General features: G+C 52.6%; 25 protein-coding genes. 18 read left to right on the top strand and 7 right to left on the bottom strand.

Annotation, left to right across the window (positions count from 1 at the left end; genetic code table 11):
- The coding region (locus E1162_RS07685; protein WP_257098759.1) for an energy transducer TonB at positions 1–534 on the top strand (534 nt) is incomplete at its 5' end.
- Between the two features lie 68 nt (positions 535–602).
- Here the strand turns inward: E1162_RS07685 and E1162_RS07680 are convergent.
- The 3 genes from E1162_RS07680 to E1162_RS07670 are packed head-to-tail and all read right to left on the bottom strand — an operon-like array spanning position 603 to position 3,400.
- Positions 603–1,388: a heme ABC transporter ATP-binding protein gene (locus E1162_RS07680; RefSeq protein ID WP_155128971.1), complete on the bottom strand. Its 786-nt coding sequence runs from the start codon at positions 1,386–1,388 to the stop codon at positions 603–605.
- A gap of 29 nt (positions 1,389–1,417) precedes the next feature.
- Complete coding sequence (locus E1162_RS07675) at positions 1,418–2,512, bottom strand: FecCD family ABC transporter permease (RefSeq protein ID WP_257098756.1); 1,095 nt, start codon at positions 2,510–2,512, stop codon at positions 1,418–1,420.
- A 12-nt stretch (positions 2,513–2,524) separates the two neighbouring features.
- Positions 2,525–3,400, bottom strand: coding sequence for a heme/hemin ABC transporter substrate-binding protein (locus E1162_RS07670; RefSeq protein WP_155128969.1), 876 nt, complete (start codon positions 3,398–3,400; stop codon positions 2,525–2,527).
- A 255-nt stretch (positions 3,401–3,655) separates the two neighbouring features.
- On the opposite strand from E1162_RS07670, the gene E1162_RS07665 reads away from it, so the two are divergent.
- Positions 3,656–5,704, top strand: coding sequence for a TonB-dependent hemoglobin/transferrin/lactoferrin family receptor (locus E1162_RS07665; RefSeq protein WP_155128967.1), 2,049 nt, complete (start codon positions 3,656–3,658; stop codon positions 5,702–5,704).
- 33 nt (positions 5,705–5,737) lie between these two features.
- Entirely contained in the window at positions 5,738–6,067 is a 330-nt protein-coding gene (hmuQ, locus tag E1162_RS07660) for a heme-degrading protein HmuQ (RefSeq protein WP_155128965.1), read from the top strand.
- Positions 6,068–6,126: 59 nt separating this feature from the next.
- Here the strand turns inward: hmuQ and hutX are convergent, their stop codons facing one another.
- Together hutX and hutW are read right to left on the bottom strand one after the other, a co-directional pair.
- Positions 6,127–6,627 (bottom strand): heme utilization cystosolic carrier protein HutX, encoded by a 501-nt coding sequence (gene hutX / locus E1162_RS07655; RefSeq protein ID WP_155128963.1) that lies wholly within the window; start codon positions 6,625–6,627, stop codon positions 6,127–6,129.
- 8 nt (positions 6,628–6,635) lie between these two features.
- Positions 6,636–7,973 (bottom strand): heme anaerobic degradation radical SAM methyltransferase ChuW/HutW, encoded by a 1,338-nt coding sequence (hutW, locus tag E1162_RS07650; RefSeq protein ID WP_155128961.1) that lies wholly within the window; start codon positions 7,971–7,973, stop codon positions 6,636–6,638.
- Positions 7,974–8,311: 338 nt separating this feature from the next.
- Here hutW and E1162_RS07645 point away from each other — a divergent pair, with 338 nt between their 5' ends.
- The 14 genes from E1162_RS07645 (at position 8,312) to E1162_RS07580 (ending at position 23,599) form a co-directional block, all read left to right on the top strand.
- Positions 8,312–9,982 (top strand): ABC transporter ATP-binding protein/permease, encoded by a 1,671-nt coding sequence (locus E1162_RS07645; RefSeq protein ID WP_155128959.1) that lies wholly within the window; start codon positions 8,312–8,314, stop codon positions 9,980–9,982.
- Positions 9,979–11,592, top strand: coding sequence for an amino acid ABC transporter ATP-binding/permease protein (locus E1162_RS07640; protein ID WP_155128957.1), 1,614 nt, complete (start codon positions 9,979–9,981; stop codon positions 11,590–11,592). Before E1162_RS07645 ends, E1162_RS07640 begins: the two co-directional genes overlap by 4 nt.
- Positions 11,593–11,718: 126 nt before the next feature.
- Positions 11,719–13,332, top strand: a complete 1,614-nt coding sequence (locus tag E1162_RS07635) for a cytochrome ubiquinol oxidase subunit I (protein ID WP_155128955.1) — start codon at positions 11,719–11,721, stop codon at positions 13,330–13,332.
- Positions 13,333–13,337: 5 nt separating this feature from the next.
- Complete coding sequence (gene cydB / locus E1162_RS07630) at positions 13,338–14,501, top strand: cytochrome d ubiquinol oxidase subunit II (RefSeq protein ID WP_155128953.1); 1,164 nt, start codon at positions 13,338–13,340, stop codon at positions 14,499–14,501.
- A gap of 15 nt (positions 14,502–14,516) precedes the next feature.
- Positions 14,517–14,657, top strand: coding sequence for a cytochrome bd-I oxidase subunit CydX (cydX, locus tag E1162_RS07625; RefSeq protein WP_155128951.1), 141 nt, complete (start codon positions 14,517–14,519; stop codon positions 14,655–14,657).
- Between the two features lie 61 nt (positions 14,658–14,718).
- Positions 14,719–16,023, top strand: a complete 1,305-nt coding sequence (locus tag E1162_RS07620) for an NAD(P)/FAD-dependent oxidoreductase (RefSeq protein ID WP_155128949.1) — start codon at positions 14,719–14,721, stop codon at positions 16,021–16,023.
- An 18-nt stretch (positions 16,024–16,041) separates the two neighbouring features.
- Positions 16,042–16,401, top strand: coding sequence for a DUF5368 domain-containing protein (locus tag E1162_RS07615; protein ID WP_155128947.1), 360 nt, complete (start codon positions 16,042–16,044; stop codon positions 16,399–16,401).
- Between the two features lie 405 nt (positions 16,402–16,806).
- Positions 16,807–17,397, top strand: coding sequence for an ABC transporter permease (locus tag E1162_RS07610; RefSeq protein WP_371311850.1), 591 nt, complete (start codon positions 16,807–16,809; stop codon positions 17,395–17,397).
- Positions 17,397–18,194 carry an ABC transporter ATP-binding protein gene (locus tag E1162_RS07605; RefSeq protein ID WP_155128943.1) on the top strand — a complete coding sequence of 266 codons (798 nt, stop codon included), beginning with the start codon at positions 17,397–17,399 and terminating at the stop codon, positions 18,192–18,194. Before E1162_RS07610 ends, E1162_RS07605 begins: the two co-directional genes overlap by 1 nt.
- A complete protein-coding gene (locus E1162_RS07600; protein WP_155128941.1) occupies positions 18,187–19,137 on the top strand; it encodes an ABC transporter substrate-binding protein in 951 nt (316 codons plus the stop codon). Before E1162_RS07605 ends, E1162_RS07600 begins: the two co-directional genes overlap by 8 nt.
- 9 nt (positions 19,138–19,146) lie before the next feature.
- Entirely contained in the window at positions 19,147–19,704 is a 558-nt protein-coding gene (locus tag E1162_RS07595; RefSeq protein WP_155128939.1) for a hypothetical protein, read from the top strand.
- Between the two features lie 362 nt (positions 19,705–20,066).
- Positions 20,067–20,705 (top strand): TetR/AcrR family transcriptional regulator, encoded by a 639-nt coding sequence (locus tag E1162_RS07590; RefSeq protein WP_155128937.1) that lies wholly within the window; start codon positions 20,067–20,069, stop codon positions 20,703–20,705.
- 49 nt (positions 20,706–20,754) lie between these two features.
- Positions 20,755–22,074 (top strand): enoyl ACP reductase FabMG family protein, encoded by a 1,320-nt coding sequence (locus E1162_RS07585; RefSeq protein ID WP_155128935.1) that lies wholly within the window; start codon positions 20,755–20,757, stop codon positions 22,072–22,074.
- Positions 22,075–22,483: 409 nt separating this feature from the next.
- Entirely contained in the window at positions 22,484–23,599 is a 1,116-nt protein-coding gene (locus E1162_RS07580) for a hypothetical protein (protein WP_155128933.1), read from the top strand.
- A 109-nt stretch (positions 23,600–23,708) separates the two neighbouring features.
- On the opposite strand, the gene E1162_RS07575 is transcribed toward E1162_RS07580, so the two are convergent.
- Positions 23,709–24,080: a DUF4345 family protein gene (locus tag E1162_RS07575; protein WP_155128931.1), complete on the bottom strand. Its 372-nt coding sequence runs from the start codon at positions 24,078–24,080 to the stop codon at positions 23,709–23,711.
- A 32-nt stretch (positions 24,081–24,112) separates the two neighbouring features.
- On the bottom strand, positions 24,113–25,051 hold the full coding sequence (locus E1162_RS07570) for an SDR family NAD(P)-dependent oxidoreductase (protein WP_155128929.1): 939 nt from the start codon (positions 25,049–25,051) through the stop codon (positions 24,113–24,115).
- A 120-nt stretch (positions 25,052–25,171) separates the two neighbouring features.
- On the opposite strand from E1162_RS07570, the gene E1162_RS07565 reads away from it, so the two are divergent.
- Positions 25,172–26,083: a LysR family transcriptional regulator gene (locus E1162_RS07565; protein ID WP_155128927.1), complete on the top strand. Its 912-nt coding sequence runs from the start codon at positions 25,172–25,174 to the stop codon at positions 26,081–26,083.
- Positions 26,084–26,087 lie beyond the last annotated feature (4 nt).

The following is a 26,087-nucleotide window of genomic DNA, read 5'->3' as shown; positions in this document are numbered from 1 at the left end:
CCAGAGCCAGAGCCAGAGCAGGCGGCACAAGTTAATGCTGAAGAGCTGAATGAACCCGAGGTGGCGGCTGTGCCTGTGCCTCGTGCTGCGCCACCTCGTCCGAAGGTCACCCAAAGCAAGAAGCCGCCGAAAGTGGCGGGAGCTGCGCATAACAGCGTAAAGGGTGCCCAAGGCAAGCAAGTTAAAGGTGAGGCGAAGGCGAGCGGTAAACGCAATCAGTCAGCCGAAAGCGGTAATGCAGACCGCGAGAACTACAAGGGACGGCTGATTAGAAAGCTGGAGCGGGCTGTGCAGCGTAGCTACCCTTCCAAGGCTCGCCGCCGTGGTTTGGAGGGTTCGGTTGTTGTCTCATTCTCCGTAGAGCCAAGCGGCAGCATTAGCGGTCTTAGGGTCGTAAGGGGAAGTGGAAACCCGCTTTTTGATAAGGCGGCGCTCGCTGCGGTTAAGCGGGCAGCACCTTTTGGCAAGTTCCCAAACAGCTTAGGAAGCAAGCCGATGGGGCTTCGGTTGCCGATAGACTTCAAGATGAAGTAGGCCATTACGAATAGGAAAAGGCGGGTCGAGCCCGCCTTTTTTGCGTTCGTTATTGCAGTGCTGGCAATCTAACCCGCCATCGCAAAAGTGTTTTGCGCGGCCCATTTGGTTTCGATCATCTCCTTGGAGAGGTGATAGACCTCCTGAAGCATTGAGAAGTTGATCGTATCCTTGGGCACTCCGAATGAGTGAGAGGTACCATCACTCAGCACCAAAACCTTGTCTGCATAAACGGCTGCAAGGTCGATATCGTGCAAAATGGCGATGGCGCAGCCACCAGCCTTGGCGTAATTTTTCACCAATCCCAACAAATCGAGCTGGTGTTTTAAATCCAAACTGGAAGTGGGTTCATCGAGAAATAAGGCGTTTGGCTTTCCCTCTCGAACCGGATCCCATACCTGACAGAGTACGCGGGCCAGATGAACGCGCTGTTTTTCCCCGCCGGAGAGCACCTGATAGCTGCTATTGGCATGCCTTGCCATATCAACGGTCTCCAGCGCTTCCATTATTCGCAGGTCCCGCTGACGTCCGTGCAAACCGGAAATACCTGCTCCAATACCAAGGCCAACAACCTCGTGAACGGTGAAGGGAAAGCTCAGTGATGATGCTTGTGGTAACACTCCGCGCCGTGCTGCGAGTTGCTCGCTGCGCAGCTCTTGGAGAGGAATGCCGTCCAACAAAACTTGTCCGCTGGAAGGAGTAGTTTCGCCGCTCAGGCACTTGAGCAGGGAAGACTTGCCCGCACCGTTCGGCCCAATGATAACCGTCAGCTCACCAGCCTTTGCTTCAAAGTCCAGATCATGAAGAATGTTGCGCCCACCGCGCTTCAAGCTGATCTTACTGGCTGAAAACATGTGTTTTTCTCCTGTGTGTTCCAGCCGCGCTAGAAAGTGAAGAGTGAGCGTTTGCTCAGCAAAATACTAAGGAATACCGGTGCCCCGATCATCGCCATCAATATTCCGATTGGTAACTCGGCAGGTGCAACGATTATGCGGCAAGCGACATCAGCTCCCACAAGCAAAGAGGCGCCAAGCATGGCACTAGCGGGAAGTAGCAGCCTGTGATCTGGCCCCAAAACCAACCGCAGAATATGCGGCACCACAATACCAACGAACCCGATCGCTCCTGCTGCTGAAACGGCAGCTCCTGTTGCAGCCGCTACCACAAGAATTATCCAGCGTTTCAGTTTTTGGCGATCAAAGCCTAGGTGAAAGGCTTCGGCTTCACCAAGAAGAAGGGCGTTTAAGCCCCTGCTTAGAAACGGAATGGAGATAAGCAGTGCTAGTACAAAAGGGGCAATGGAAGCGATCCGGCCCCATGTTGCTGCACCAAGGCTGCCCATGGACCAAAACGTAAAGTCTCTAAGCTGATTATCATCGCTTTGAAAAACGATGAGACCCGTGAATGCTCCGGTAATAGCGGACAGCGCGATACCCGCCAAAAGCATGGTCGCAACGGACGTTTCTCCGCCCCGCGTTGAGACTTTGTAGAGCAGTAGGGTGGAAATCAGACCGCCGCCAAAGGCGCTTAAAGGCAGGAGGAAGGAGCCTGTGAGCGCTGCGATACTTGCGGGAAGCATGGAACCCAAAACAATTACGGAAACGGCAGCAAAAGCAGCGCCTGAAGAGACGCCAACAATGCCAGGATCAGCAAGCGGGTTGCGAAACAGCCCCTGCATCATAGCGCCGGATACCGCAAGAGATGCGCCAATCATGCAGCCCATTATGGTGCGCGGTAAGCGGATGTCGAAGAGCACCACATGATCGCGCATGGACATAGGCTCACCAGCTCCAAAGGCATTCATGATGCCTTGGAAGAGCGCGTTGAATGAAACCGATGATGGACCAATGGCAATGGAGACGACAATAACGCTGAGCAGCACCCCCGCCAAAACCGGAATGGCATAACTGCGGGCAGGGGATGCGCCCAAGGTGCAAACCGACTTATCCATGGAAGACGCGGTAGCGGATAAAGACATCGTACTGCGCCTCTAAGATGCCAGTTCGGAGAGTTTCACAGAAAGGTCTTTGATTGCACTTGCAGCGCGTGGACCGAACCCGAGAAGGTAGACCGCGTCCATGGTGACGAACGCTTCATTTTGGCCAGCAGGCGTCAATTCAATGCCCGGAATTGCAGCAAGCTTTTCTTCCGGTTTGTCCGTTTGAAGGCGCTTGCTTAGCAAAATGATATCCGGCTGCGCTTCGACTACTGCTTCAACGGTTACCTGCTTGTATCCGTCGTAGGTATCCATGGCGTTGCGGCCACCAGCAAGCTCAATTGCAGCATTTGCGCCCGTGTTGAGGCCAGAAACCATCAAACGGTCCGAGCCAACAGAAAGCACGAACATGACAGAAGGTTTTGCTGGCATTGCTGCTGTAATTTTCGCAAGTGCCTCTGCATCTTTGTCAAAAGCGGCGATGAGTTTTTTACCTTTGTCTTCAACGGAAAGAGCAGCTGCAACCTTCTCAATTTTTGCTTTCACGCCATCCAGAGAATGCTCTTCAGGGATAGGGATGATCGGAACCGAAGAAGCCTTCAACACGTCCAGAGTGTTTTCCGGTCCGGAGCCTTCAACCATGAGCACAAGGTCAGGCTCGACAGAAAGCAGACCTTCAGCGCTCAGGGCGCGCATGTAACCAACATTTGGTAGCTTCTGCGCTTCTGGTGGGTAAAGGCTAGTGGTGTCTACCGCTACGAGTCGGTCCTCTTCGCCTAAAGCATAGATAATTTCAGTTATAGACGATCCAACAGATGTAATCCGTTGTGGTGCGGTATCTTCCGCAGCTGCCAGATGTGGCATGGCAAAAACAGATAAAAACAAAGAGCTTAAGCTCAATCGAAGCGCCGATTTGACATAATTGATCATCGCCAATCCCCTAACTCTTCTTGGCGAGCGTGCACAGTGCAGCAAAGGCAGACACACCCACGACCCCTTAATTGCAATTGCGAATAACTTGCAATTTATATCTTGACTCTATAATTCAGGTTTATATAAAAAATCAACATCGGCGAACGCATGCTTTGTGCATTCGCGGGGAAAATATCATTTTACTTGCAGTGACTTGAACGGGGTGTTCAAGCAGTCGGCAGGGTATTGTCAAATTGGTTTTTTGGGGGCCTCATGGGCGGTAGAACCGTGCGGCTAGGGATGTTTCGTGCCGGAACAGCCTTGGCATCGCTTTGCCTTTTTTCCAGCGCTTACGCGCAAGAAGGTATCACTTCACTCGACACAATTACGGTTACAGCCTCCAAGGGCGAAGGGGCAGCAATTGAAGAGCTGGCCTCTGTAAGCGTTGTCGGTGAGCAGGCGCAGGAACAGACCAACGCGAACACCGTTTTGGAGCTGATGCGCGGCGTTCCGGGTATCGCGATTGCTGCCAATTCCGATGACACAGGTGCGAGCGTTAACCTTCGAGGGCTTGAAGGCCAGGGGCGCGTAGCAGTTAACATCGATGGTGCACGACAGAATTTCCAACAGTCTGGCCACGGTCTGTCTAGTGGCTCTTTCTACGTTGAGCCTGAGTTCCTTGTAGACGCGACGATTATCAAGGGCCCTGTTGCCAATGCCTATGGCTCGGGCGCTATCGGTGGTGTGGTCAGTTTCCGCACGAAAAACCCGAGCGACATCCTTCATGGGGATGAGACGTGGGCACTGGAATCCATGTTGCGCTACAGCACGAACAACGGCTGGGCAACAGGGCACACCGCAGCGGTTCGGCTGAACGAGAATGTCGCAGCGCTTGGCTCGATGACCTTGCGTCGAAATTTTAATTATAAGGATGGTAATGGTTTAGAAGTCGCCGACTCTGGCAGCGATATTCTGCGTGGAATGTTTAAAGCCGAGATTGATCTTAATGATGAGCAGCGTTTAGTTCTTGGTTACATTCGTAACACCGATGACTTTATCAACCACAAGGAATCCAAATACGGAAGCTCGACTTACAAAGATACCATTGTTGATAACACTCTAACCGCCAACTATGAATTTACGAGCCTTTCCAGCGATCTCTTAGACTTGCGAGCCAGTGCCTACTGGACCAATACAGATCGTGAACAAGAGTATCTTCAGGATCCTGCGCTTGCAGGCCAAGCTCGTACATTCGAAGTCAATACGATTGGGTTTGATCTAAACAATACTAGCCTTCTGGAAACAGGTTCTTTCCGCCATGCCTTAACGTATGGACTGGATGCCTATCAGGATACCGTCGATACCTACGATCCGAAAGGCGTGGGCAGCCTTTACACGCCGTCTGGTAAACTTCAAGTATTTGGCACATTTGTTCAAGATACTGTAGAGTACAGCGAGTGGCTTCAGGTAATCGGTGGTCTGCGTTTTGATGCATATCAGCTCGAGGGTGGAACTACTGAAAATACGGGCCATCGTCTCTCTCCTAAAATCACTTTGGGTGTAACCCCATTTGAAGATACAGCGTTCTCTGGGCTTCAGTTCTACGGGACCTACGCGGAAGGCTACCGAGCTCCAAGTATTACAGAAACGCTCATAAGCGGAAGCCATGGCCCCTCAGCTCCCTTTGAGTTTATTCCTAACCCGGACCTTAAAGCAGAAACTGCAAAAAATTTGGAAGCTGGCGTTAATTATGCGGGAGAAGGTCTCTTTAAGCCAGAAGATCAACTGCGTGTAAAAGCAACTGTATTTCGTAATGACGTAAAGGACTTCATCGATTACGAGTACCTTTGTCTATCAGGTAGTTGCTCCAGCCTGCCGTACGATGCAGTCCAAAATCGTAATATCAGAGACGCTCGCATCGAAGGCGTCGAGCTGGAAGCGGCATACGATACTGGTTGGATGTTTGCAGGTGTCGCTGGAACAATCCAGAAAGGCTACAACGAGACTGATGGTGGTTATCTGGAATCCATTCCTGCCAACAAGTTCGTAACCACCTTGGGCTTCCGCGCATTGGAAGAAAAAGCACGCTTCGGTGTTCAGTGGGAAGCGGTTGCCGCGCAGGATGATGTTGCGAGTGCGTCGGATGCCAGCGATAGCTACAACGTCGTAAACCTCTTCGCGGCTTATGAGCCTAAAGAAGGCACGACCTTGAGCCTGCACGTTGATAACCTTTTCGACGAGAATTACCGCCCTTACCGTTTCCAGGAAAACTCACGCGGTCGTACCGTCATGTTCACTTTCAAAACCCGCATTGGCGGTTAATCCGCACCTACTAAAAGCAAAGGAATACGCGCTTTGTATATCGCAATGAACCGCTTCAAGATTGTTCTTGGACACGAAGAAGAGTTCGAAAACGTATGGCGTAGCCGTGAGGGCCGTTTGGTAGGCTTGGAAGGTTATGTGGAATTTAAAATGCTCAAAGGCCCTAAAGCTGAGGACCACACCCTCTATGTTTCCCATACTATCTGGGAAACATATGACCACTTTGTTGCTTGGACAAAGTCTGAGGCATTTAAAGAAGCACACAAAGGTGCAGGTGCCCGCAAGCACTTGTATCTGGGTGGCCCGCAGTTCGAAGGCTTTGAAGTCGTGATCAGTGAAGATCGCAACGGTACGCGAAAATAAGCGCCCCATCAGACCGGTAAAAGAAAACCCCGCTTGATTGCTCAGGCGGGGTTTTTGTTTTAGGCAGCGCAGCCAACCAACGACTTCAAGGTCGCGAGCTGGTCGGCAAGAATGTTGCCGTCAGCATCGCGCTTCAAGAACACTTTCAGGTAACAGGCGCCGATTGCATCAAAGAAGTTGATGGACGCGGTTTTGCTGGTGAAGAATGGGCGCTCCATAAACACGATGGAAGTGCATGCGTCAGCCTTGATGTGGCCGGAAAAGCCGCCAGCAGTTTTCTTCAGGTTATAAAAACCACGCGCGTAGGTCCCTTCAGGGAAAACGCCGGAGACTTCAAAAATCATGGAACCTGTGTTGCAAACGGTGGTGACCTCGCCCAAAGACGGCAGGGCTTGGATGATCCGGTCAAAGGCATCGCCTTCGATTTCGTGCCACATGGTTTCAGGCAAGCAGCGGACCGCTTCCAGAAGTGTAATACCTTCTTCGGTTGCAACGGTTTCCAGCAGAACAGCAGGGTTTTCAGCAAGCTTTGCAGAAAGGGCGGCAAGTTTATCAGTCATATCGTCTCTTAGGAGGGTTGGAGAGAAATGTGGTGGCGCAGAGCAAGTTTCAGATTGGTCAAAAGCGTTTGATGCCAGAACTTGCCCGCAGTGGTGAGCTTGATGACGGCAGAGCCTTCTATGAGGCCAGCAGCCTGCCAGTTTTCGAGGAGTTGAAGAGCAGTGTCTTTAAAGCCGCCAGCCAGCGGATGGGCAGCTTCAACCAGCGCAAGGTCGAGGCGCATGTTTTCAATGCCGCCTGCCAGTTCATTCAGCGCTGGCGCAAGTGGGTCTTGTGCCTGAATACGGCTAAGCGGTTTTAAGCCGTTTTCGATCTGATCGAAGTAGGCAGCAAGGTCGCCCGTCACACCGTATGAATAGCCATTGAGATTGCCGCCGGAGCCAGAGCCGAAGGCGAGACAGTCGCTACCAGATTTAACGAGCCCGTTGTATAGGTTGCGCTCTCTCGTACGCCGTCCCCAGTGACTGGAGGAAAGCTGCCGCCAACCGTGCTGGTCCAAAAACTCAAGGCCGTGCTGGTACATCAAACCTTGCTCGGGCAGCGGGCGGGTCGCTTCGCATTTACCCTTTTCAATTGAACGGGAAAGTGGGCTGCCGGGAAACACTGCAAGTGTGTAGAGATCGACGCCGTCAAGCTCCAGATCGATAACGGTCTGAAGGTCATTGTGCCAAACCTCGTCATCTTGATAGGGCAAACCCAAAATCAGATCGCAGACGATAGCTGCGCGATTGCGATCTCTAAGGCCCTCAAAAAAACGACGCGCTTCTTCGCCGCTCGCTTTACGGCCCATACGCTGACGCACGCGGGTATTGAAGGACTGAACGCCCGTTGAGAACCGGTTCGCGCCCGCATCCAGACAGGCATCGACCTTTGCATCATCGAAGTGGAATATGCGGCCTTCAACGGTGATTTCGCAATCTGGCGCGAGAGGGTAGAGATATCGGATTTCGCGGATAAGACGAGCTAGATCCTTGGCGTGCAGCGCTGTCGGTGTGCCGCCGCCGAAATAAACGGCATTGATGGGCGCGCTCTGACCGGCCTCTGTATCGGCCATCATACGCAGCTCTTTTATCAATGCATCCGTGTAGGGAGCCGAAGAATCCTCGGTCCATTTATTACGATAAAAGCCGCAGAAAAGACAGTGGTTCGCGCAGTAGGGAACATGCAGGTACATAACCGCAGGCCCTTGACGTTTCTGCGTTTTTAGCCGTGCAAACAGCTGTTGTCTTTCGTCTTCCGGTACTTCCTTCGACGCAGAACCGGGCATGTGCGAACCGCGTTTTTTAAACGCGTTTTGTATGGGGCTGCCGGTGGTCTCGGCAAAAAGAGAATGAAGTCCGTGCATCAATTGGCTTTGGTTGGATTCTTGTTGTTCTGTGTGTCGGGGCAGAGCAAGCCTCGTCACAAGCAGGGGTGGCCTCAGTGAAAACTAAACCTGAATTATGTCCTCAAGTATTGTGCGAATGAAAATCATTCGCAATTAGTGTCCATGCGTACCAGCCCGTAATCACCATGTTTTTGGCGTGGCGTTGGAGAAGTCATTTTGTAACGAGTGGATGCTATACGAACCCTGCGGCATCAGTAAGTTACCTAACTGTGCCGTTGCGACCAAATGATGCAGGTTATTGAAAATTCCATTAGGGCAAATACAGTCGAATTAAAGGGTCAGGAAGGCCGCAGAACATGTCCGGTAGTGAGCAAAGCAGCCCACAGCCAAACAAGAAGACACTGCAAAAGCGGATCATTGCGCCGGTTTCAGCCGAGTTGCGTAAGGCTGGCGTGTTGTCTGTTCTCAGCGGGCTTATTTGGCCACTGCAAGCTCTTCTGATCGCTTGGACTGTTTCTGGTTGGGCATTAGGTACGACAGACTTTTCTGCAACTGTCACGGCCGCCATTGGTCTCGTAGGTCTAGGCGCTGTGAAAGCGCAGCTGGAGAAGACTGCTGGCTTCTGGCTTTTTGAAGCGGCTGATAAGGTGATCACCATTGAGCGGCAGAACCTGTTGCAGCGCGAAGCGCGCCAACCGTCCTCTGCTGGGTCCGCCGAGATCGCCGCTATAGTCGTGCAAAAGCTCCCCATGCTCCAGCCGTGGATCACCAGATACCACGTCGCCATGCTGCGGGTTTATGTGCTGCCGATTGTCTATCTGGTTCTCACCTTCACCTTTTCTTGGGTGATCGGTCTGGTTCTCTTGGTGGCTGGCCCGCTTATTCCTGTCTTCATGGCCTTGGTTGGCATGGCTGCGGAAGAGGCATCGCGAAAACAGGTTATCGAAATCGGCAGCATCAACAGCATGCTGATGGAACGCCTCTCCGCGATGACCGATATCCGTCTTCTGGGCGCTACAGATCGTGCCATCGACGATTTTCAAAATCGCGCGGATACCTTGCGCGAAAAGACCATGGCGATTTTGAAGGTCGCGTTTCTTTCCTCCACCGTTCTGGAGCTATTTGCAGCTCTTGGCGTGGCGATGGTTGCGGTTTTCGTCGGCTTCACATTGCTGGGCGAAATTCAGTTCGGCACTTGGGGTGAGCCGCTTTCCTTATTCGGCGGTTTGTTCCTGCTGCTGCTCGCGCCTGATTATTTCCAGCCGCTTCGTGACCTTGCCGCAGCTTGGCATGATCGTGCTTCCGGCCTTGCTGTGGTTGAAGAGCTGGAAGCTTTAGACCGTGCTGAGCGTACCAGCTTCGTTGGCCGCGCCGAGTCTGTCGAGCCTATGAGCGGTGACATTCAGATAACCCTTTCTGGTGCGTCGATGATGAGAAGCGGGGCAGAACTCCCACTACCTAATCTATCAATCGGGCAGGGGGAAGCCGTTGCTCTTGTTGGCCCAAGTGGTGCAGGTAAAACCTCCACACTGTTTGCACTCGCTGGCCTGCTGCCGCTGCACAGTGGTGATCTCACAGTTTGTGGCCAACGTCTGGGCGAAGACAACGCCGACGCTTGGCGCGCCCGTGTTGCACTGGTTCTCCAACATCCTCATTTTGCCGACACAATTCTTGCTGACTATTTGGATCCTAACGAGCAAAAGCAGGATCCGTGGCCTGTGCTGCGGCTAACCCACGCCAGCGAGATTGTTGAGCACCTGCCAGATGGTCTCCACACATCACTGGGTGAAACCGGCGGCGGTGTCTCCGGTGGTGAAGCACGGCGATTGATGTTGGCGCGGGCGCTGATGCGTAACCCTGAAGTTCTGCTTGCAGACGAGCCAACCGCCGATCTCGATCCTGAAACGGCAGCCTTGATTATCGACAGTCTGGTGCACTTGAAAGAACGCGGATGCACGCTCATTGTTGCCAGCCACGATCCGGCACTCATTGCTGCCATGGATAGAGTTGTGGAGGTCGCCGCATGATCGCAGTGCTTCGCATCATCAAAATCCTCATTGGGGCAGCCCCTTGGGCAATGGCCCGCGGTGCAGCTCTGGCAGTTGTTGTGCTGCTCATGGGTGCGGCCCTTTTGGGCTTGTCTGGTTGGTTCATTACCGCCACAGGTCTTGCAGGGCTTGCCGGTATCGGCATCATGTTTGATGTGTTCAAACCATCAGCCGGTGTGCGCCTGCTCGCATTGGGCCGAACGGCTGCCCGCTATGGCGAGCGCCTTCTGACCCATGACGCTACACTACGGGCATTGGCCGCTCTCCGTGTTGACCTCCTCAAGCGACAAGCACTGAAGAGTGCAAGAGCGCTTTCCAAGCTGCGCGGCGAGGTCACCCTGACGAGAATTATCACTGATGTTGATATTCTGGACGGGTTGGTTCTGCGCCTACTGCTTCCAGTTTCCGCTGCAATCATCACTCACGTAGTTGCCTTCCTCATGCTGGCTTGGCTGGTTGGTAGCACCGTCGCGCTCACAATCGCGCTTGTGTATCTGCCGATCGCTGCGATCATTCTGTGGCATCTTGCTTCACGCACGAACGAACCTTCGCGGGCAGGGGAGGCATGCCAACAGGCCCTGCGACGCGGTGTGATCGATATGATCCGTGATCGCACAGACCTGATCCTGAGCGGCAGACTTGGCCAGCGGGAAGGCGAGCTGCTTGATCTGGACGCCAAGACCAGAGTGGCGCAAAGGCTTCTTGACCATCGCGAGCGGATCGCTGGTATGCAGCTAACCGTTCTGGTTTCATTGGCGACAGCGGCAGCGCTTGTTGCAGGCGGCTATTTGATTGAGCAAGGAGCAGTGAGTGCACCACTTGCTACGATTGGTGTTTTTGTTGCTCTGGCACTTGCAGAGACAATTTTGCCTCTGCGCCGCGGATTTGCAGACCTCGGGCGTATGTTCGGTGCAGCACAGCGCATTTCCGGTGAGCAGCAACATAGTCTTCCTTCCAAGCAAGCGGACACGCATTTAGGCGCAGCCGCTGATGAATGCATTCTGCGCGTAACCAGTAAAACGCTGAGTTTTGAGGTAGGTAGGGGCGCATCGCTTGTGATCACAGGCCCAAGCGGTGCCGGTAAAACCACTTTGCTTATGCAGATTGCTGGGCTTGGTGATGACGCAAGACGGGTTGACCTTAACGGAAGCTGTGTTAGTGAGTGGGGCGAAAACGATCTGAGATCGTTTTTAACGATGGTTCCGCAAAGAAGCGGCCTTATTGCTGGAAGCATTTTCGACAATTTGGCTCTCTCGGGATGCACCGATGAGAGCGACATGTGGCAGGCTCTGCACGCGGTAGAGCTGGCTGATGACATCGAACAAAAAGGTGGCCTGCATACCCGTCTGGGTGAGGCAGGATCCGGCCTCTCGGGAGGTCAGGCAAGGCGCTTGTCACTTGCCCGTGCGATCCTTCGCAGACCACAGGTTTTGTTGCTTGATGAGCCGACAGAAGGTTTGGACGAGGTGACGGCAGAGCGGGTTCTTTATGGAATACGCCAGTTCCTTCCTGATGCCACCATCATTGCAGCAATGCATCGCGGATCAGACCATCCGCTATTCGAACAAAGAGTTCAAATGTTGTGGTGACTTCACCACTATGTGAACAGCTTCAAGCTGTATTTAATGGCCCGCAAGGCTTTGGGTTGATCAATCTCATCTGCTGCGCGCGCCCGTCGTGAGATAATGAAACGATAAAAATAATGAGGGTCTAGAATGGAACTCGATGTCGTAGAGCTGTCGCGCTTACAATTTGCGCTGACAGCTATGTACCACTTCCTGTTTGTTCCGCTCACGCTGGGTTTGTCCATCCTCGTAGCGATCATGGAAACGGTCTATGTAATGACCGGTCGCCCTATCTGGCGGCAGATGACGAAATTCTGGGGCACACTCTTCGGCATCAACTTCGTGCTGGGTGTGGCAACAGGTATTACGATGGAATTCCAGTTCGGTATGAACTGGTCTTACTACAGCCACTACGTAGGCGACGTTTTTGGTGCACCGCTTGCCATTGAAGGCTTGATGGCCTTCTTCCTTGAGGCAACCTTCGTTGGTTTGTTCTTCTTTGGCTGGGACAAGCTTACTAAGGTACAGCACCTTGTTGTTGCTTGGCTTGTTGCCATTGGTTCCAACTTCTCGGCACTCTGGATTTTGATTGCAAACGGCTGGATGCAAAATCCGGTTGGCGCTCAGTTCAATCCAGATACCATGCGTATGGAGATGACCTCGTTCTTCGATGTGGTCTTCAACGAGGTCGCGCAGGCCAAGTTCGTGCATACGGTTTCTGCCGGATATGTAACCGCTGCGGTTTTCGTAATGGGCGTGTCTGCTTGGTACCTGCTTAAGGGCCGCCATCAGGAATTGGCTCGCCGTTCTATCGCGGTTGCAGCATCCTTCGGTTTGGCTTCGGCGTTGTCTGTTGTGGTTCTGGGCGATGAGTCCGGTTACTCCACCACCCACACTCAGAAAATGAAACTGGCAGCAATGGAAGGCATGTGGGAGACCCACCACGCGCCAGCTCCATTCACCGCTGTTGGTTTCCCAGATCAGGAAGCGCGTGAGACCCATTACGCCATCGAAATTCCTTGGATGATGGGCCTTATCGGCACTCGCTCTTTGACCACGGAAATTCCGGGCATCAAAGACCTTGTAGATGTTTCCAAGGAACGTATCCGCTCCGGTATCATCGCATACGACGCGCTGGAGAATATCCGCACGCTTCGTGATCGCGCGCCGGAAGCAATGCGTGAAACCTTTGAAAAGCACAGCAAGGACCTTGGATACGCCTTCTTGCTGAAGCGCTACACCGATAACCCTCGCACTGCTGATGATGCCATGATCGAAAAGGCTGCTTGGGACACAGTTCCTCAGGTGTTCCCGCTCTTCTGGGCTTTCCGCATCATGGTGGGCCTCGGTATGCTCTTCATCATCTTCATGGGCTACTTCTTCTGGCAATCGAGCTTCAAGGGACAGCAGTATCCAAAATGGGCTCTTCGCGCCGCAGTGGCGATGATACCGGCCCCTTGGATTGCAGCAGAACTTGGTTGGTTCGTTGCTGAATATGGCCGCCAGCCGTGGACGGTTGACGGTGTGCTGCCAACAGCACTTTCGGTCAGCCACCTGTCGGTTGGAGATCTTCTGTTCACCCTGTTCGGCTTTGTACTGTTCTATTCGGTGCTCTTCGTGATCGAGGTGGGCCTGATGATCAAATACATCCGCAAAGGGCCGTTTATGGACGTTGAAGAAACGGACGAATGGACAACCCGTCATGAAAGTCGTCTTCGTCGACATGACGGCAAAGGTCCGTTCGCAATCGAGCCAGCGGAGTAAGCGACATGGTACTTTACGAACTTATCTCTTATGACGTTCTTCGTCTTATCTGGTGGCTCCTTCTTGGTGTTCTGTTGATTGGCTTTGCCATGACAGATGGTTTTGACATGGGCGTTGGTGCGCTCCTGCCGTTTGTTGCAAAGACTGACCTTGAACGCCGCGTTGTCATCAATACCGTTGGCCCTGTTTGGGAAGGCAACCAAGTCTGGTTCATTCTTGGCGGCGGCGCGATCTTTGCCGCTTGGCCACCACTCTATGCGGTCAGCTTCTCCGGCTTTTATCTGGCGATGTTTATCGTTCTGGCTGCGCTTATTGTGCGTCCGGTTGCGTTTAAATATCGCTCCAAGCAGCCAAGCGCTCGCTGGCGTAACAACTGGGACTGGGCACTGTTTGCTGGCGGTGCAGTTCCTGCGCTCATCTTCGGTGTGGCTGTCGGCAACGTTCTACAGGGCGTACCGTTCGAGCTGACACCAGAGCTGTTTGCACGCTACGAGGGCTCGGTGTTTGGCAAGCTGTTTGGCCTGCTCAACCCGTTTGCTTTGCTGGCTGGTGTTGTGTCGCTTTCCATGTTGCTCACCCACGGTGCAGCTTGGCTTTCGTTGAAAGCTGAAGGTGAAGTGGCAGCCCGCGCCCGCAAAATTGGCTCTGTAACAGGTCTTGTAACCATGACCGGTTATGCACTGGCTGGCCTGTGGCTTGCCTATGGCATTCAGGGTTATGAACTTGTTGGTCCGGTCATCACAAATGGCCCATCCAACCCGCTGTTCTCCGAAGTTGTGCGCACTGACACTTGGCTAACTGCCTACGCCGCCCGCCCTTGGATCACCATTGCTCCGGCACTTGGTTTCATTGGTATGGCTATGACCGTGCTTGGTCTTCGCAAGGGTAAGGAAGTTTCCACCCTGCTATGGTCCAAGCTGGCAATTCTGGGCGTTATCTCGTCCGTTGGCCTGACCATGTTCCCGTTCATTCTGCCTTCGTCATTGAACCCGACGGCTTCATTGACGGTTTGGGACAGTTCTTCTTCGCATCTGACACTGTTTATCATGCTGGTAAGCACGGCGATCTTTATGCCGATCATTCTTGCTTACACCGCATGGGTCTACAAAGTGCTCTGGGGCAAGGTAACGCCTGAAAGCGTCGAAGAAAACTCGGACACGGTCTACTAAGAGGAGCTATCGGATATGTGGTATTTTGCTTGGCTACTTGGTTTGCCGTTGGCAGCAGTTTTTGCGGTGATGAACGCGATGTGGATCGAAATGCAGCGCGACCGTGAACTGATGGAAGAAGATACAGGGGCAAACAGTTCTTCTTCTGGACGTTAATCCGCGAGGATTTTCGCAGGGCGGTCTCGCGACCGCCCTGCATTTTAGGGAGTGAACTAGAATGTTGAACCGTCGTCGTTTTCTGGGGCTCAGTGCGGCCTGTGGTGCAACTTTAACGTTTAAATCTACGATTGCTAACGCTAAGGTAAATTCGCTCAACACCAAAGCAAAGATAATCATAATCGGTGCGGGGGCTGCCGGTGCTGCCCTTGCCAATCGCTTGCTGCGTCGTTTGACTGGCGCGAAAATCACCGTAATAGACCCACGCAAAAGGCACCTCTATCAGCCGGGGCTTTCGCTGGTTGCTGCCGGTCTTGCCGGGCCGGACTACGTCATTTCCAAAACCACAGACTGGCTGCCAAGCGGGGTAACTCTTCTGGACGAAGCCGTAGCGGAGGTTGACCCTCTGACAAAAACGGTAACCACGCAGAAGGGCCAGACCCTTTCCTATGACTACCTTGTTGTAGCTCCGGGGCTTGTTCTGGACCACGATGCTATCGAGGGCTTTTCACTCGATATGGTGGGCAAAAACGGTATAGGCGCTCTATACGCCGGACCGGAATATGCAGCCAAAACGTGGGAGGCAGCGCAAAAGTTCACCGAGACCGGTGGCACAGGCATTTTCACCCGTCCGGCAACGGAGATGAAATGCGCAGGCGCTCCGCTGAAACACACTTTCCTCATTGATGATATCGCTCGCCGTGCTGGTAACAGTTCCAAGATGAACATGATCTACGCGGCCAACAACAACAGCCTTTTCGGTGTGCCTATCGTCGCCGAGAAGGTGCGTATGCTGTTTGGTGAGCGAGGCATTGAAAGTGTTTATAGCCACGTTTTGAAATCTATAGACGCGGGCAAGAAACGCGCTGTTTTTGATACGCCCGATGGCCAGAAGGAAATGGACTACGACTATCTCCATGTCATCCCGCCGCAGAGGGCACCAGAGTTTGTGCGCCAATCTGGCCTGAGCTGGGAAGAACGCTGGACCGATCAGGGCTGGGTTGAAGTTGACCAGTACACCCTTCGTCATCGCCGCTTCGGCAGCATCTTCGCTGTTGGCGATGTTGCCGGTGTTCCAAAGGGTAAAACCGCAGCCAGCGTAAAGTGGCAGGTGCCTGTTGTTGAAGATCACCTTGTTGCATCCATTGCAGGCAAGGAAGGAACGCAGGCTTACAATGGTTACACATCCTGCCCGATGATCACCCGTATCGGTCAGGCCATGCTCGTTGAGTTTGATTACAAGAACGATCTTGTTCCGTCATTCCCGGGCATCATCGCTCCACTAGAAGAGCTTTGGATTAGCTGGCTTATGAAGACTGTAGCCCTCAAGCCTACCTACAACGCAATGCTGCGCGGTCAGGCTTGATAACGGGGAGGCAAGACAATGAAAGAGCTTACATTCGAAACCCTTATCGCGGTTTTTGACGAAATGTTTGGCGCAAGTCTGTTTTGGGCCTTGGTGGCAATAGCAGGCGCTGTGACGCTTGCTTACATCTACGTTCTTATTCGTGACAGGCATATCAGCTGGAGCAAATTCTTGCTTGCGCAGCTCTCGATGCCATTTGGCGCTGTTGGGGCGGTGCTGTTCCTACAAGCGATCACCCATTCGCAGTTCTCCGATATAGGCGGGCCGATTGATGTCATCGTTCTGCTGGGCGTTGCTGCAGTTGGTGCTGTTGGAATGGCTATCCTCGTTTACACAGTGGATGCGCTGTTTTTCAGAAAGAGCAGCGCGGCGCGGTGATTTGAGCTTCTGCTCAGCATTTAGGAATTGGGGCGGTCCGTGATGGGCCGCCCTTTTCGTTTGTGGTTTAAGTCGTCACAAATTGGACTGTAACCCTCATATTTACCCTTATGTGCTATTGCGAACTATTCGCATCTGATAATTTTGGCTTAACTACCAGCTGATTAGAGGCCGTTCGGCCTCTTCTTTTTTGCTTAGTTGGTGGGAATGGTTCGCAATAGCAGTCGCAATAACTGGTGGGGTAAATTCCTACTGCCGGCGTTACTGCCTCTGCTGCTTTTGGCAGTATGGGGGGGAGCCTCTGCAGCCGGGTGGACCAATACATTTTTACTCCCGTCACCTTGGGAAGTGCTAGAGGCGGCAAAAGACCTTGGGTCCAAGGGCGCTTTGCAAGAGCACCTTGCCGTGTCTTTCGGCCGAGTGCTCGCTGGCTTTTCCATTTCCGCAAGCTGCGCACTGCTTCTGGCTGCTTGCCATCACTCCATGCCCCGCCTTGAACAGTTCATGAGTGTTCCGCTTGAGGCCATCCGCGTAATTCCCCCGCTTGCAACAGTTCCAGTCCTAATACTCTGGCTTGGTATCGGGGAAGCTTCAAAGCTTGCCATTATCGTTCTTGCAAGCTTCTTCCCTGTGTATCTCAGCACGCGCACAGCCCTGTCGCTGTGTGATCCCAAGCTTATGCAGATGGCGCATACTCTGCGGTTGACCAAGTTGGAACGACTGCGCCTTATCACAGTGCCGCAGATATTGCCGGGAGCTATGACAGGCCTTCGTTTGGGCTTTGGTTATGCATGGCGGGCTCTGGTTGGCGCGGAAATGATCGCCGCAGCCGCTGGCCTTGGCTACCTCATCATCGATAGCGAAGAACTTGCCCGCACGGATCGCGTTTTCGTCGGTATCGCAACCATCGCAATTACGGGCCTGTTGCTGGACGCCATTTTCCGTCGCTTGCTGCCTCAAGATAAGCGTCAGGGCGCTCTGAAAGGAGTGTTTTGATGAAGACTGTCGAGCTTAATGGCGTTTCTAAATCCTATAGCGAAGGACAGCAGGATGAATCCCGCCGCCTGAGCGTTTTAAAATCTGTAGACCTTACTCTTCAGGCGGGAGAGATTACGGTTCTAATTGGCCGTTCCGGCTGCGGAAAAACCACTCTGCTTCATATGCTTGCAGGTCTGTTAGAGCCGGATGCAGGCGTTATAAGCCCTGAAGGCATTGCAGAGCAGTGCGGCGTTGTTTTCCAAGATCACCGCTTGTTGCCGTGGCTGACAGTAGAAGAAAACCTGTCTCTGGCGCTTCGCCATCGCCGCGACTTGGATGCCAGTGAAAAACGCAGACGTGTCCTGCGCGTCCTCAAGCAATTGGGGCTGGAAGCGGCACTGACGAAAATGCCAGCGGCACTTTCCGGCGGTATGGCGCAGCGCGTTGCTTTGGGCAGGGCGCTACTGCTGGAGCCAGAACTGTTCCTTCTTGATGAGCCGTTTGCAGCACTGGATGCGCTTACCCGTTCAGATATGCAGCACCTGTTGCTTCCGCTCACTCAAGAAAAACCGATCACCACCTTGTTCGTTACCCATGATCTTGCAGAGGCGTGCCTCATCGCAGACCGCATTATCGTTATGGATCAGGGCACTATCAGAACAGACATCGCGGTTAGTCAGCCAAAACCGCGAGACCTTTATTCGCCGCAGATGCGCGAGCTTCGCAACACATTGGAGCAAGCGCTCGACATCGGCGCTCCTCATTTGGACGCACCTTCAAACAAATACCGAGATACAGGACAAGATCATGCTTAAGAAGCTCTGGGCCCCATTGGCAGCAGTTGCGTTTGGCCTCACCGCCGCGCCACTTTCTGCAGAACCTCTAAAAGAACTGAACGTTTCCTACGTTACATCGCCGTTCAACCTTCAGGTTATGGTGACCAAGCAGAACGAACTGCTGGAAAAAGAGTTCGAAAAAGACGGCATTAAAATCAACTGGCACGAAATCACATCCGGTCCAAAGCAGGCGCAGGCAATGGCTGCCGGTTCCCTTGACTTCGGTATGGTGATGAACACCACCTCTCTGCTGATCTCCAATGCAGCAGGTAACCCGATCAAGGTTGTTGCTGGCGTTGCACGCCCGTACGACACCTTCGCTCTGGTTTCCGCAGATGATGAAATCCGCAGCTTCGCAGACCTAAAGGGTAAAACCGTTGCTGGTCCAAAAGGCACTGTTCTTCACCAGCTGCTGGTTGCCGGTCTTGAAAAAGAAGGCCTGAGCGAAGCAGACATCAACATGGTGGCAATGCCTCTGCCAAAAGCACGTGTTGCAATGCTTGCCGGCCAGATTGATGCTGCGCTGCTAGCTGCAAGCCTCGTCATCAAGTCTGAAGAAGAAGGCGCGCACGTCGTTGCGACTGCAAAGGGTTTGGTTCGCCCGCTTCTCGTACTGACTTCCCATGAGAAGTTCGTTGAAGAGAACCCAGAGATCGTGGAACGCGTTGTGAAAGTTCATCAAGAAGCAATGGATTGGATCAACGAAAACCCTACCGAGGCTATCGCTCTTGGTGCCGAAGCCTCTGGTATCTCCGTAGCTGATGCTGAGAAACTGGCTGGCTGGGCAAACTTCACCACCAAAATGAACGCTGACGATTTGGCTTCCATGGAAGACGACATGGCGTTCCTCATCAAAAACGAAATGATGCGTGAGAAGGTCGAAATCCCATCTCTTTTCACTGCTGGCGCACTAGAAAACTAAGAGAGTACAATGACTCCACGCTACTATGATGACCGCTCCATCAAGCTGAAAGAGGGTGATCTTCCTCTTTCCTTTACCCGCAACGATTTGATTGCCTACGCAGGCCCAGATCAGATCATTGCAACAGCTTTGATGTTCAACATGTTCAGCTTCGCCTTTGCTAAACTTGCGAAGGAAGGTGAAGTGCTTGAGCGTAACAAGATCAAAGTCCAGCTTGGCTTCCCTGGTCCTGGTGTGAAGGATTGCGTTGAATTGGTATTGCGCGGTCTGACCCGCAACGCCGAGAACGTCACCGCGGTCACGGAAAACCTGCCGGAAGAAGCACCTCTGGCGCTGATCGGTCGTTTTTATTACGAGTTCCAGTACGAAGACCGCCGCATCGCGCTTTGGCCGAAAGACGGCTTCTTCACTGATGAATTCCGTGAAATGGTCATCAAGTTCCAGCCACGCGCCGGTTCTGAGGAAGAGCAGCTGGCTTACCAGCAGTTCAAGTGGGATCTGATTGATCGACTGATGGCTGCCGGTGAAGAAAACGTGTTCCACTGGAAAGAAGTGGCAGCTCACTAAGCGATTTCGGGTGCTTGGGGCTTATGCCTCTGGCACCCGCTCCAGCATGGCAGGCAACTCATTGTGCGCCGCCTTATTACCGCGATATTTCTTCTTTTAGTTCTGTAAAACGACACTCATTTTCTATGTCGTTCATTGGCTTGCCTAGAGGCCGCCCTGCCTTCTAAAGGCTTCGCATTTACACCTTCCCTTAAAACCAGCGCACTGGTAATTGCTCCTGCGTAAGGTTGTTGCTGCCTTTCTGGACCTCAAGCGCCAAAATTAGCGCAGCGCTCGCCCGCAACACTCTCCTTCTAAAAGATCTTGAAAACACTGTTTGGTACTGATAGGTACCAAGCCGAAAGTAGCATGGAGAGATTTGCTTGGTAGCGCCTTCGATGCGCCGGGAACGGCGCGACAGACAACAGCGAAAACAACAAATCATCGACGTGTCGCGAAAGCTCTTTCTGTCTCACGGCTTCGAAAAAACTTCCATCAAGATGATTATCGATGAGGTTGGAGGGTCAAGACGCGACGTCTACGACCTGTTCGGCGGCAAGGAAGATCTTTTCGAAGCAGTGATGCAAGATCTGATCGAAAACGTGAAAGAAGCAGGGGCCTTGGAAAGCCTAGCGAATCCAAGCAGTGATATCTTCAAGGACCTTTATAATCTTGCTTATGGCCTTCTAAATAAACTGCTGGAGGCCAGCTCAATTACGATTATGCGCCAGTTCGTAACCATTGCCGAAACCCATCGCGAGCTTGGTATTCGTGCATATAATAGTGGACCAGCTTCAATTAATCGGGCTCTAGAAGTTTACTTTGAAGCGCGAACCAAAGATGGAACACTGGAATTAGAGGATATTCCTTCAGCCGCACGCATGTTTTTTGATATGGTGAGGGGAGATTTCCAGTTACGAATGCTGCTAACCGGTATTGATAGGTTTGAGGATGAAGAGCTCTCGAGGCACGTTTCCAGAGCTGTCAGATTATTTTTAAAAGGGGCGGAGAGTCGCGCGTAGACCCTGCATCCTAATGAGAACAACAACTATTAACTTCCAGGAAACATAGATGAAAACATCGCTACCACTAAAGAAAATCCCTCAGAACACCCTGTTTGGTGAAGGGGATGTCTTTGTACTCTTTGGCGAACTGTTTGGCCGTGGTTATGCAACTGGCCTTCTGGATCAAGCCAAAGCAGCAGGCATGAAGGTGATCGGTATTACCGTTGGTCGTCCTGATGCTGACAACGCTTTGCGCGCACTGACCGCAGAAGAGTTGGCTGAAGCAGAAGCGAATCTTGGCGGTAAAATCATCAACATTCCACTGCGCGCCGGTTTCGAACTGGACGCGCCAGCCGGTACTGCAACCCCGACCGACCTCGTTAACGAAATGACGCTGGACGGCTGGCAGGAGCACAAGCTGGACTGGGATCATCTGGCGAAATGCCGTGAAATCGGCACCGAGCGTTTCAACACTGCTCTTTCCCAGATCATGGAACAGCTTGATGGCATGATTCCTGAAGGAAAGAACGTTTTCTTCGCACACACCATGGCTGGCGGTATTCCGCGCGCTAAGGTATTTATGGCGATCGCAAACCGCATCTATAAAGGCCGCGGTAAGCGCTACATGCCGTCTCAGGCTTTGGTTGAAAGCGATCTGGGCAAGCTGATCCTGCAGAACTTCGAAGAAGTGACCGCGAACAGCTTTGGCTACCTGCTGCAGGCAAGTAAAGCGCTGCGTGAGCGTATTGAAGCGTCTGGCGGTGAAGTTCGCTACACAGCATATGGCTACCACGGCACTCGCGTGCTCATCGATGATGAATATTGCTGGCAGACCTACACCAATTACACTCAGGGCTTTGCAAAGATGCGCTTGGAAGACCATGCTTCTGAAGCATGGAACAACGGCGTAAAAGCAACCGTGTTCAACTGCCCTGAAATCCGCACCAACTCTTCTGACGTTTTTGCAGGTATCGAGCTTTCTCTTCTGCCTCTGCTGAGCGCTTTGAAGAAAGAAGGCGGCGGCGCTTGGGTTGACGCTCTGTGGCAGCGTTGTCAGGACATGCTGAAAGACGACGTTAGCGTTGAAGCTATTTTGAAGAAGGTAAATGACTATCAGACCGATGCGGTCATGCAGCCATTCTACAACTTCGAAGCATGGCCAATGCCAAACTCCGCTGAACAGGTTGATCTGACTGTTGGTACTTCTCAGGAAATCGTTGAGCTGCACAAAGAACGCAACAAACTGGTGAGCGATGAGCTGAGCCAGCACGTTCTTACTGCAACTGGCATGCTGATCTTCGGTGAAGCAAGCGCTCCAGAAGCTCCGGTTCTGTGGCTGGATCACGATCTGGTTGCACAGCAACTGATTCAGGTGAACGCTAACTAATCTTATAGTTAGCGGGGAACGCCTCTAGCGTTCCCACCGGCATGATAATCGAAGGCCCGAATGCTCCCATTTCTGAGCGTTCGGGCCTTTCTGTTTTATATGCGCTATAACAAGGTGTTCTTTACTTGCTTCCCCTTCCAATTGGCCTCTCTGAGCCTCTCGAAGAAAGAACGCCCATACCCTTCTGAAAACTTAGGAAAACAGCAGTCAAAAATCCGCTTGACCTTCCTGCGACTGGAACCGGTAGAACGTCTTTATCCGAAACTTGAGAACGGCTTTCTTTGCTACCTCCCCTAAAAGGCGGGTGCGCGCTAATGGGCCCAAAATGCTGTCGCTTTGTTTTATTCGGTGCAGCGTATTTTCGAGTTTCAGGACTGTTTGCGAGACACCTATTGGTATTGAGAGAATTATGTTTTCATCGGTTGTTCTTTTTGGCGGCACGGGTGACGTTGGTAAGAGAGTTGTAGAGTTACTCCTCACTCATACAGATTTCGATGTGGTTCTGGTTTCTAGGCGAGGCGGGACTGATACCAAGCGCGTTAAGAAACTGGCGCTGGATCTTAGTGATGCGAAAGCACGAGAGAAAATTCCAACAAATGCAGTCACGGTAAATTTAACAGAGGCAACGCCTCCCAGCCTTCTGGGTACGATTGTGGGCGATGGCGGTACGTTTCTGGATATCTCGGCTTCTCCTCAGTATGTGGCTGCGATTGAAGACGAAGTCGCCGCAGTTGATAGCCTTGGCTCTGGAGTTATCTGTGTCGGAACGGCTCCGGGCTTAAGCACTCTCGTTGCTGCACGCACTGCGCAAGCAGAAGGCGCTGCGTCGGTGGACGTGGGAATTGAGCTGGGTATGGGGCGCCACTACGGCCCTGCTGCTACCGAGTGGTTTTTTGAAAGCGTCGGCTCTTCCTATTCCATCGGAAGAGGAAGCCACATTCAAGCCATCACTTCTGGAAGCCTAAGCCGTTCTTTCCGTTTCGAGGCCAAGGATAAAAGACGGCCTGCTGTTGGAATAGGCTTCCCCGATCAAGGCATCGCCCCTGCTGGTAAATCCGCAACTGTTCGCACGTTCTTGGCGGTTGACCCTTCCTATGTAACCCGCGTGCTCTCTGTTCTATTGAAGCTCGGTTTTGGCCGCCTTTTTGCGAAGTGGTCTAAACCCCTTGCAAAGATTTTGACAAAAACACCAGCCCTTGGCGGTGCGAACTCTCGGATTACCGCGGAGAGCTATTCCGTTTCGGGCGAATTGCTCGGCAAAGGAACATTGAAAGCGGGAGATCAGTCGGATCTGACCGCTGGCATGATCGTCGCAACGCTTCTGGCAATACACTCAGCGCAGCAGCCTAAATATGGGCTGAGAACCGTTGGCGACTTTTTGACGGTAGAAATTGCGCTCGATAGCCTGAGAAAGCTCTTGCCCACAATGAAAATAGAGGCTGAATTTTCTGGCGAAGGTTTAGAGCAGGCAAAGAGTGATTGTTGTAGCCAGCGCGACCAGCCGCAACAGCAGCTTGCTGGCTGATGAGTTAAAACACCCAGTCACGCTTTTCGGTAAAAGAAGCGTGACTGGGATAGTTTTTTGTTCAGTTAAACGGTCCTCGCTCTGCCACGAGCTTGAGAAACTCTGTGCTTCAGAATGGCTGAAAATACGCACCAAGCAGAATTGCCACCATCACGAATTCAACCAGCAGAGGCGGTACGACAGCCTTGTCAAAACCATCTGCAAGAATGCCGACTAAGCGTCCCAGCGCGACTACGCCTAGCAACAAAGCTACAACAACGAATGTTTGGCTGGTGCCCGTAATAAGGCCGTAGGCTAGAAGAGCCACGCTAGTCAGGAATAGACCGCCAATCACAGAGCGAATGGTGTTCAATCCGGCTGCCCCAATCGGTTCCAGCGCGAAGTTTTTAGTCATCTTGCGCGGGGCGAACATGGAAGTTGTACCAAGGCCCAGAAGCATGAGGGTAGCCGCGCCAACGAGAATTTGAAAAAGGGTTTCCATTGAAAAATCTCCAGTTTTGAAATGATTTGAAATTAGGATGCTTGGACGGTGACAATCTGATGAACCGCCAGATTGGCGTTATCTTGAACGAGGGGGTCCCCAAGGGTCGGGAAGAGGGTGGCTTGATCCACCAGTTTGCCAACGGCGGCCTCACCGGCACTTGCGTAAAAAGAGCCACTTTCAAACTTTGGGTCTAACAGCGCATCAACATAGCGTTTTGCGCCATCCTCAATGCCGTGCATCATGCCCAGCATTGGCATAAGCACACCGCCAATATGCTTGAAGAACAGCTTCTTGAGAAACGGCAGATCGTCCATACCATTGGTGCCGGTCGTCCCGCCCGGGCTCATGGTAACAAAGCGCAGGTGAGGGTGCTTGCGAGCCATTGAAGACATCCAAAGAGCAGCAGTCAGCTTAATACCCGCGTATGCTTCCATCGGGTCACTGCTTTCGGTGAAGGTTCTACCGTCCGCCATAGCGCGGAATTCATCGACGGTCGCAGAGCGAAGTGCCGGTCTCGGAACGCCCATTTTGGGTATACCCCGTGCAGCCTCGGAACCTGCGTAAACAACGGTGGAGGTGATCAGCTGTCGCTCCAGCATTTCATCCACCAGCACAACGTGACCCAAAACGTTCACGGCGTAGATGCTTGTCACGCCATGCGTGGTCATCGCATTGGACGATCTGCCTCCCATACCACCGGCATTCAACAGCAGCGCATCAACGGGCTTTTTCATTGCGGCAACAGCACCGCGAACCGAGGATGGGTCAGAGACATCCATCAGGATTATCTCGAAAATGGACCTTTTTGTTTCGCGTTCCAGCGCTGCTTTGGCCGCAAGGGCTTTGTCTTTGCTTCGGCACGCGAGATAGATTTTCTCAATGCTGCTTATACCTGCAAGTTGACGGGCAGCTTCTCGGCCTAGACCTGCATTTGCTCCAGTAATCAAAACGGAATTTACGGGGTTCATCTGAATAACTCTCGAATGGTTGTGTTTGATGCAGAGAACGTACGATGGTTGAATTTTGATGGGTAGATGGGTAAAAATGGACGCTGTGTTTCAAAAATGAACCATCAAAGAGCGGGCCGCATGCACGAAAGTTATTCGTTGAACTGGGACGACTTGAAGTACTTTCTAGCCGTTGCTCGAAGTGGAACCATCAGGGGTGGCGCCAGCAATATCCGCGTAAACCACACAACTCTGGCAAGGCGGATCGAAGTGCTGGAAGAGCGGGTTGGAAGTCGCTTGTTCGACCGCTCAAAAGCGGGGCTGGTGCTGACACAGTTGGGCGAAGATCTGCTGCCTTATGCGCAGAAGGTGGAAGAGGAAATGCATGCAGCATCGCGCGTCATTGTAGGGCGTGATGCTGAACCGCGCGGGACGATATACGTGAGCATGCCACACGGGCTTGCGATGACGTCAATTATGGACGACCTATCAGCGTTTTCTCATCAATATCCGGAGATTGAGCTTAACCTAACGTTCTCTAACTCCATTGCAGATCTCACTCGTCGCGAAGCGGATGTGAGCTTGCGCGTATCAAGCGAAGTTACGCAGGATGTTGTTGGCCGTAAGCTGGTGCAAATGTCTCAGGCTGCCTATTGCTCGCGCCGCTATGCAGAGCAAATAACTGACAATGAGGGAGAAGGCCTGCAGTTTATTGGTTGGCATGAGGCGGAGGAAGCTGTGACCGCGCCTTGGTTACAGTCTAGCTTCTACCCAAAAGCCACGCTTCGTCACCGCGTGTCGGAACTGGTGCCGCTAATAACCCTTGCAGCATCTGGATTGGGGATGGCCTATCTCGCATGTAATCTGGGAGACCGTCATCCAGACCTCATCCGTGCCCCGTTCCAAAAACCGCTGCCCTACAGAAGCCTCTGGCTTCTGCTGCATAGAGACCTGCGCAACACTGCCCGTGTTCGCCTCTTCGTGGACTTTCTAGCCACCCGCATTTCTGCGAGGAAAAACGAGTTTTGGGTGGCTGGCACGGTAACTCTCTAGATAA

It is taken from the genome of Pseudovibrio flavus (assembly GCF_009711345.1).
Lineage (GTDB): Bacteria > Pseudomonadota > Alphaproteobacteria > Rhizobiales > Stappiaceae > Pseudovibrio > Pseudovibrio flavus.
Note: the sequence above shows the minus strand (reverse complement) of the source record. Positions and strands in the feature narration are given on the sequence as shown.

Coding starts and splice junctions, on each gene's coding strand:
- E1162_RS07680 (WP_155128971.1), bottom strand. CDS start 1,388: ATGTTTTCAGCCAGTAAGATCAGCTTGAAGCGCGGTGGGCGCAACATT.
- E1162_RS07675 (WP_257098756.1), bottom strand. CDS start 2,512: ATGTCTTTATCCGCTACCGCGTCTTCCATGGATAAGTCGGTTTGCACC.
- E1162_RS07670 (WP_155128969.1), bottom strand. CDS start 3,400: ATGATCAATTATGTCAAATCGGCGCTTCGATTGAGCTTAAGCTCTTTG.
- E1162_RS07665 (WP_155128967.1), top strand. CDS start 3,656: ATGGGCGGTAGAACCGTGCGGCTAGGGATGTTTCGTGCCGGAACAGCC.
- hutX (WP_155128963.1), bottom strand. CDS start 6,627: ATGACTGATAAACTTGCCGCCCTTTCTGCAAAGCTTGCTGAAAACCCT.
- hutW (WP_155128961.1), bottom strand. CDS start 7,973: ATGCACGGACTTCATTCTCTTTTTGCCGAGACCACCGGCAGCCCCATA.
- E1162_RS07645 (WP_155128959.1), top strand. CDS start 8,312: ATGTCCGGTAGTGAGCAAAGCAGCCCACAGCCAAACAAGAAGACACTG.
- E1162_RS07640 (WP_155128957.1), top strand. CDS start 9,979: ATGATCGCAGTGCTTCGCATCATCAAAATCCTCATTGGGGCAGCCCCT.
- E1162_RS07635 (WP_155128955.1), top strand. CDS start 11,719: ATGGAACTCGATGTCGTAGAGCTGTCGCGCTTACAATTTGCGCTGACA.
- cydB (WP_155128953.1), top strand. CDS start 13,338: ATGGTACTTTACGAACTTATCTCTTATGACGTTCTTCGTCTTATCTGG.
- cydX (WP_155128951.1), top strand. CDS start 14,517: ATGTGGTATTTTGCTTGGCTACTTGGTTTGCCGTTGGCAGCAGTTTTT.
- E1162_RS07620 (WP_155128949.1), top strand. CDS start 14,719: ATGTTGAACCGTCGTCGTTTTCTGGGGCTCAGTGCGGCCTGTGGTGCA.
- E1162_RS07615 (WP_155128947.1), top strand. CDS start 16,042: ATGAAAGAGCTTACATTCGAAACCCTTATCGCGGTTTTTGACGAAATG.
- E1162_RS07605 (WP_155128943.1), top strand. CDS start 17,397: ATGAAGACTGTCGAGCTTAATGGCGTTTCTAAATCCTATAGCGAAGGA.
- E1162_RS07600 (WP_155128941.1), top strand. CDS start 18,187: ATGCTTAAGAAGCTCTGGGCCCCATTGGCAGCAGTTGCGTTTGGCCTC.
- E1162_RS07595 (WP_155128939.1), top strand. CDS start 19,147: ATGACTCCACGCTACTATGATGACCGCTCCATCAAGCTGAAAGAGGGT.
- E1162_RS07585 (WP_155128935.1), top strand. CDS start 20,755: ATGAAAACATCGCTACCACTAAAGAAAATCCCTCAGAACACCCTGTTT.
- E1162_RS07580 (WP_155128933.1), top strand. CDS start 22,484: ATGTTTTCATCGGTTGTTCTTTTTGGCGGCACGGGTGACGTTGGTAAG.
- E1162_RS07575 (WP_155128931.1), bottom strand. CDS start 24,080: ATGGAAACCCTTTTTCAAATTCTCGTTGGCGCGGCTACCCTCATGCTT.
- E1162_RS07570 (WP_155128929.1), bottom strand. CDS start 25,051: ATGAACCCCGTAAATTCCGTTTTGATTACTGGAGCAAATGCAGGTCTA.
- E1162_RS07565 (WP_155128927.1), top strand. CDS start 25,172: ATGCACGAAAGTTATTCGTTGAACTGGGACGACTTGAAGTACTTTCTA.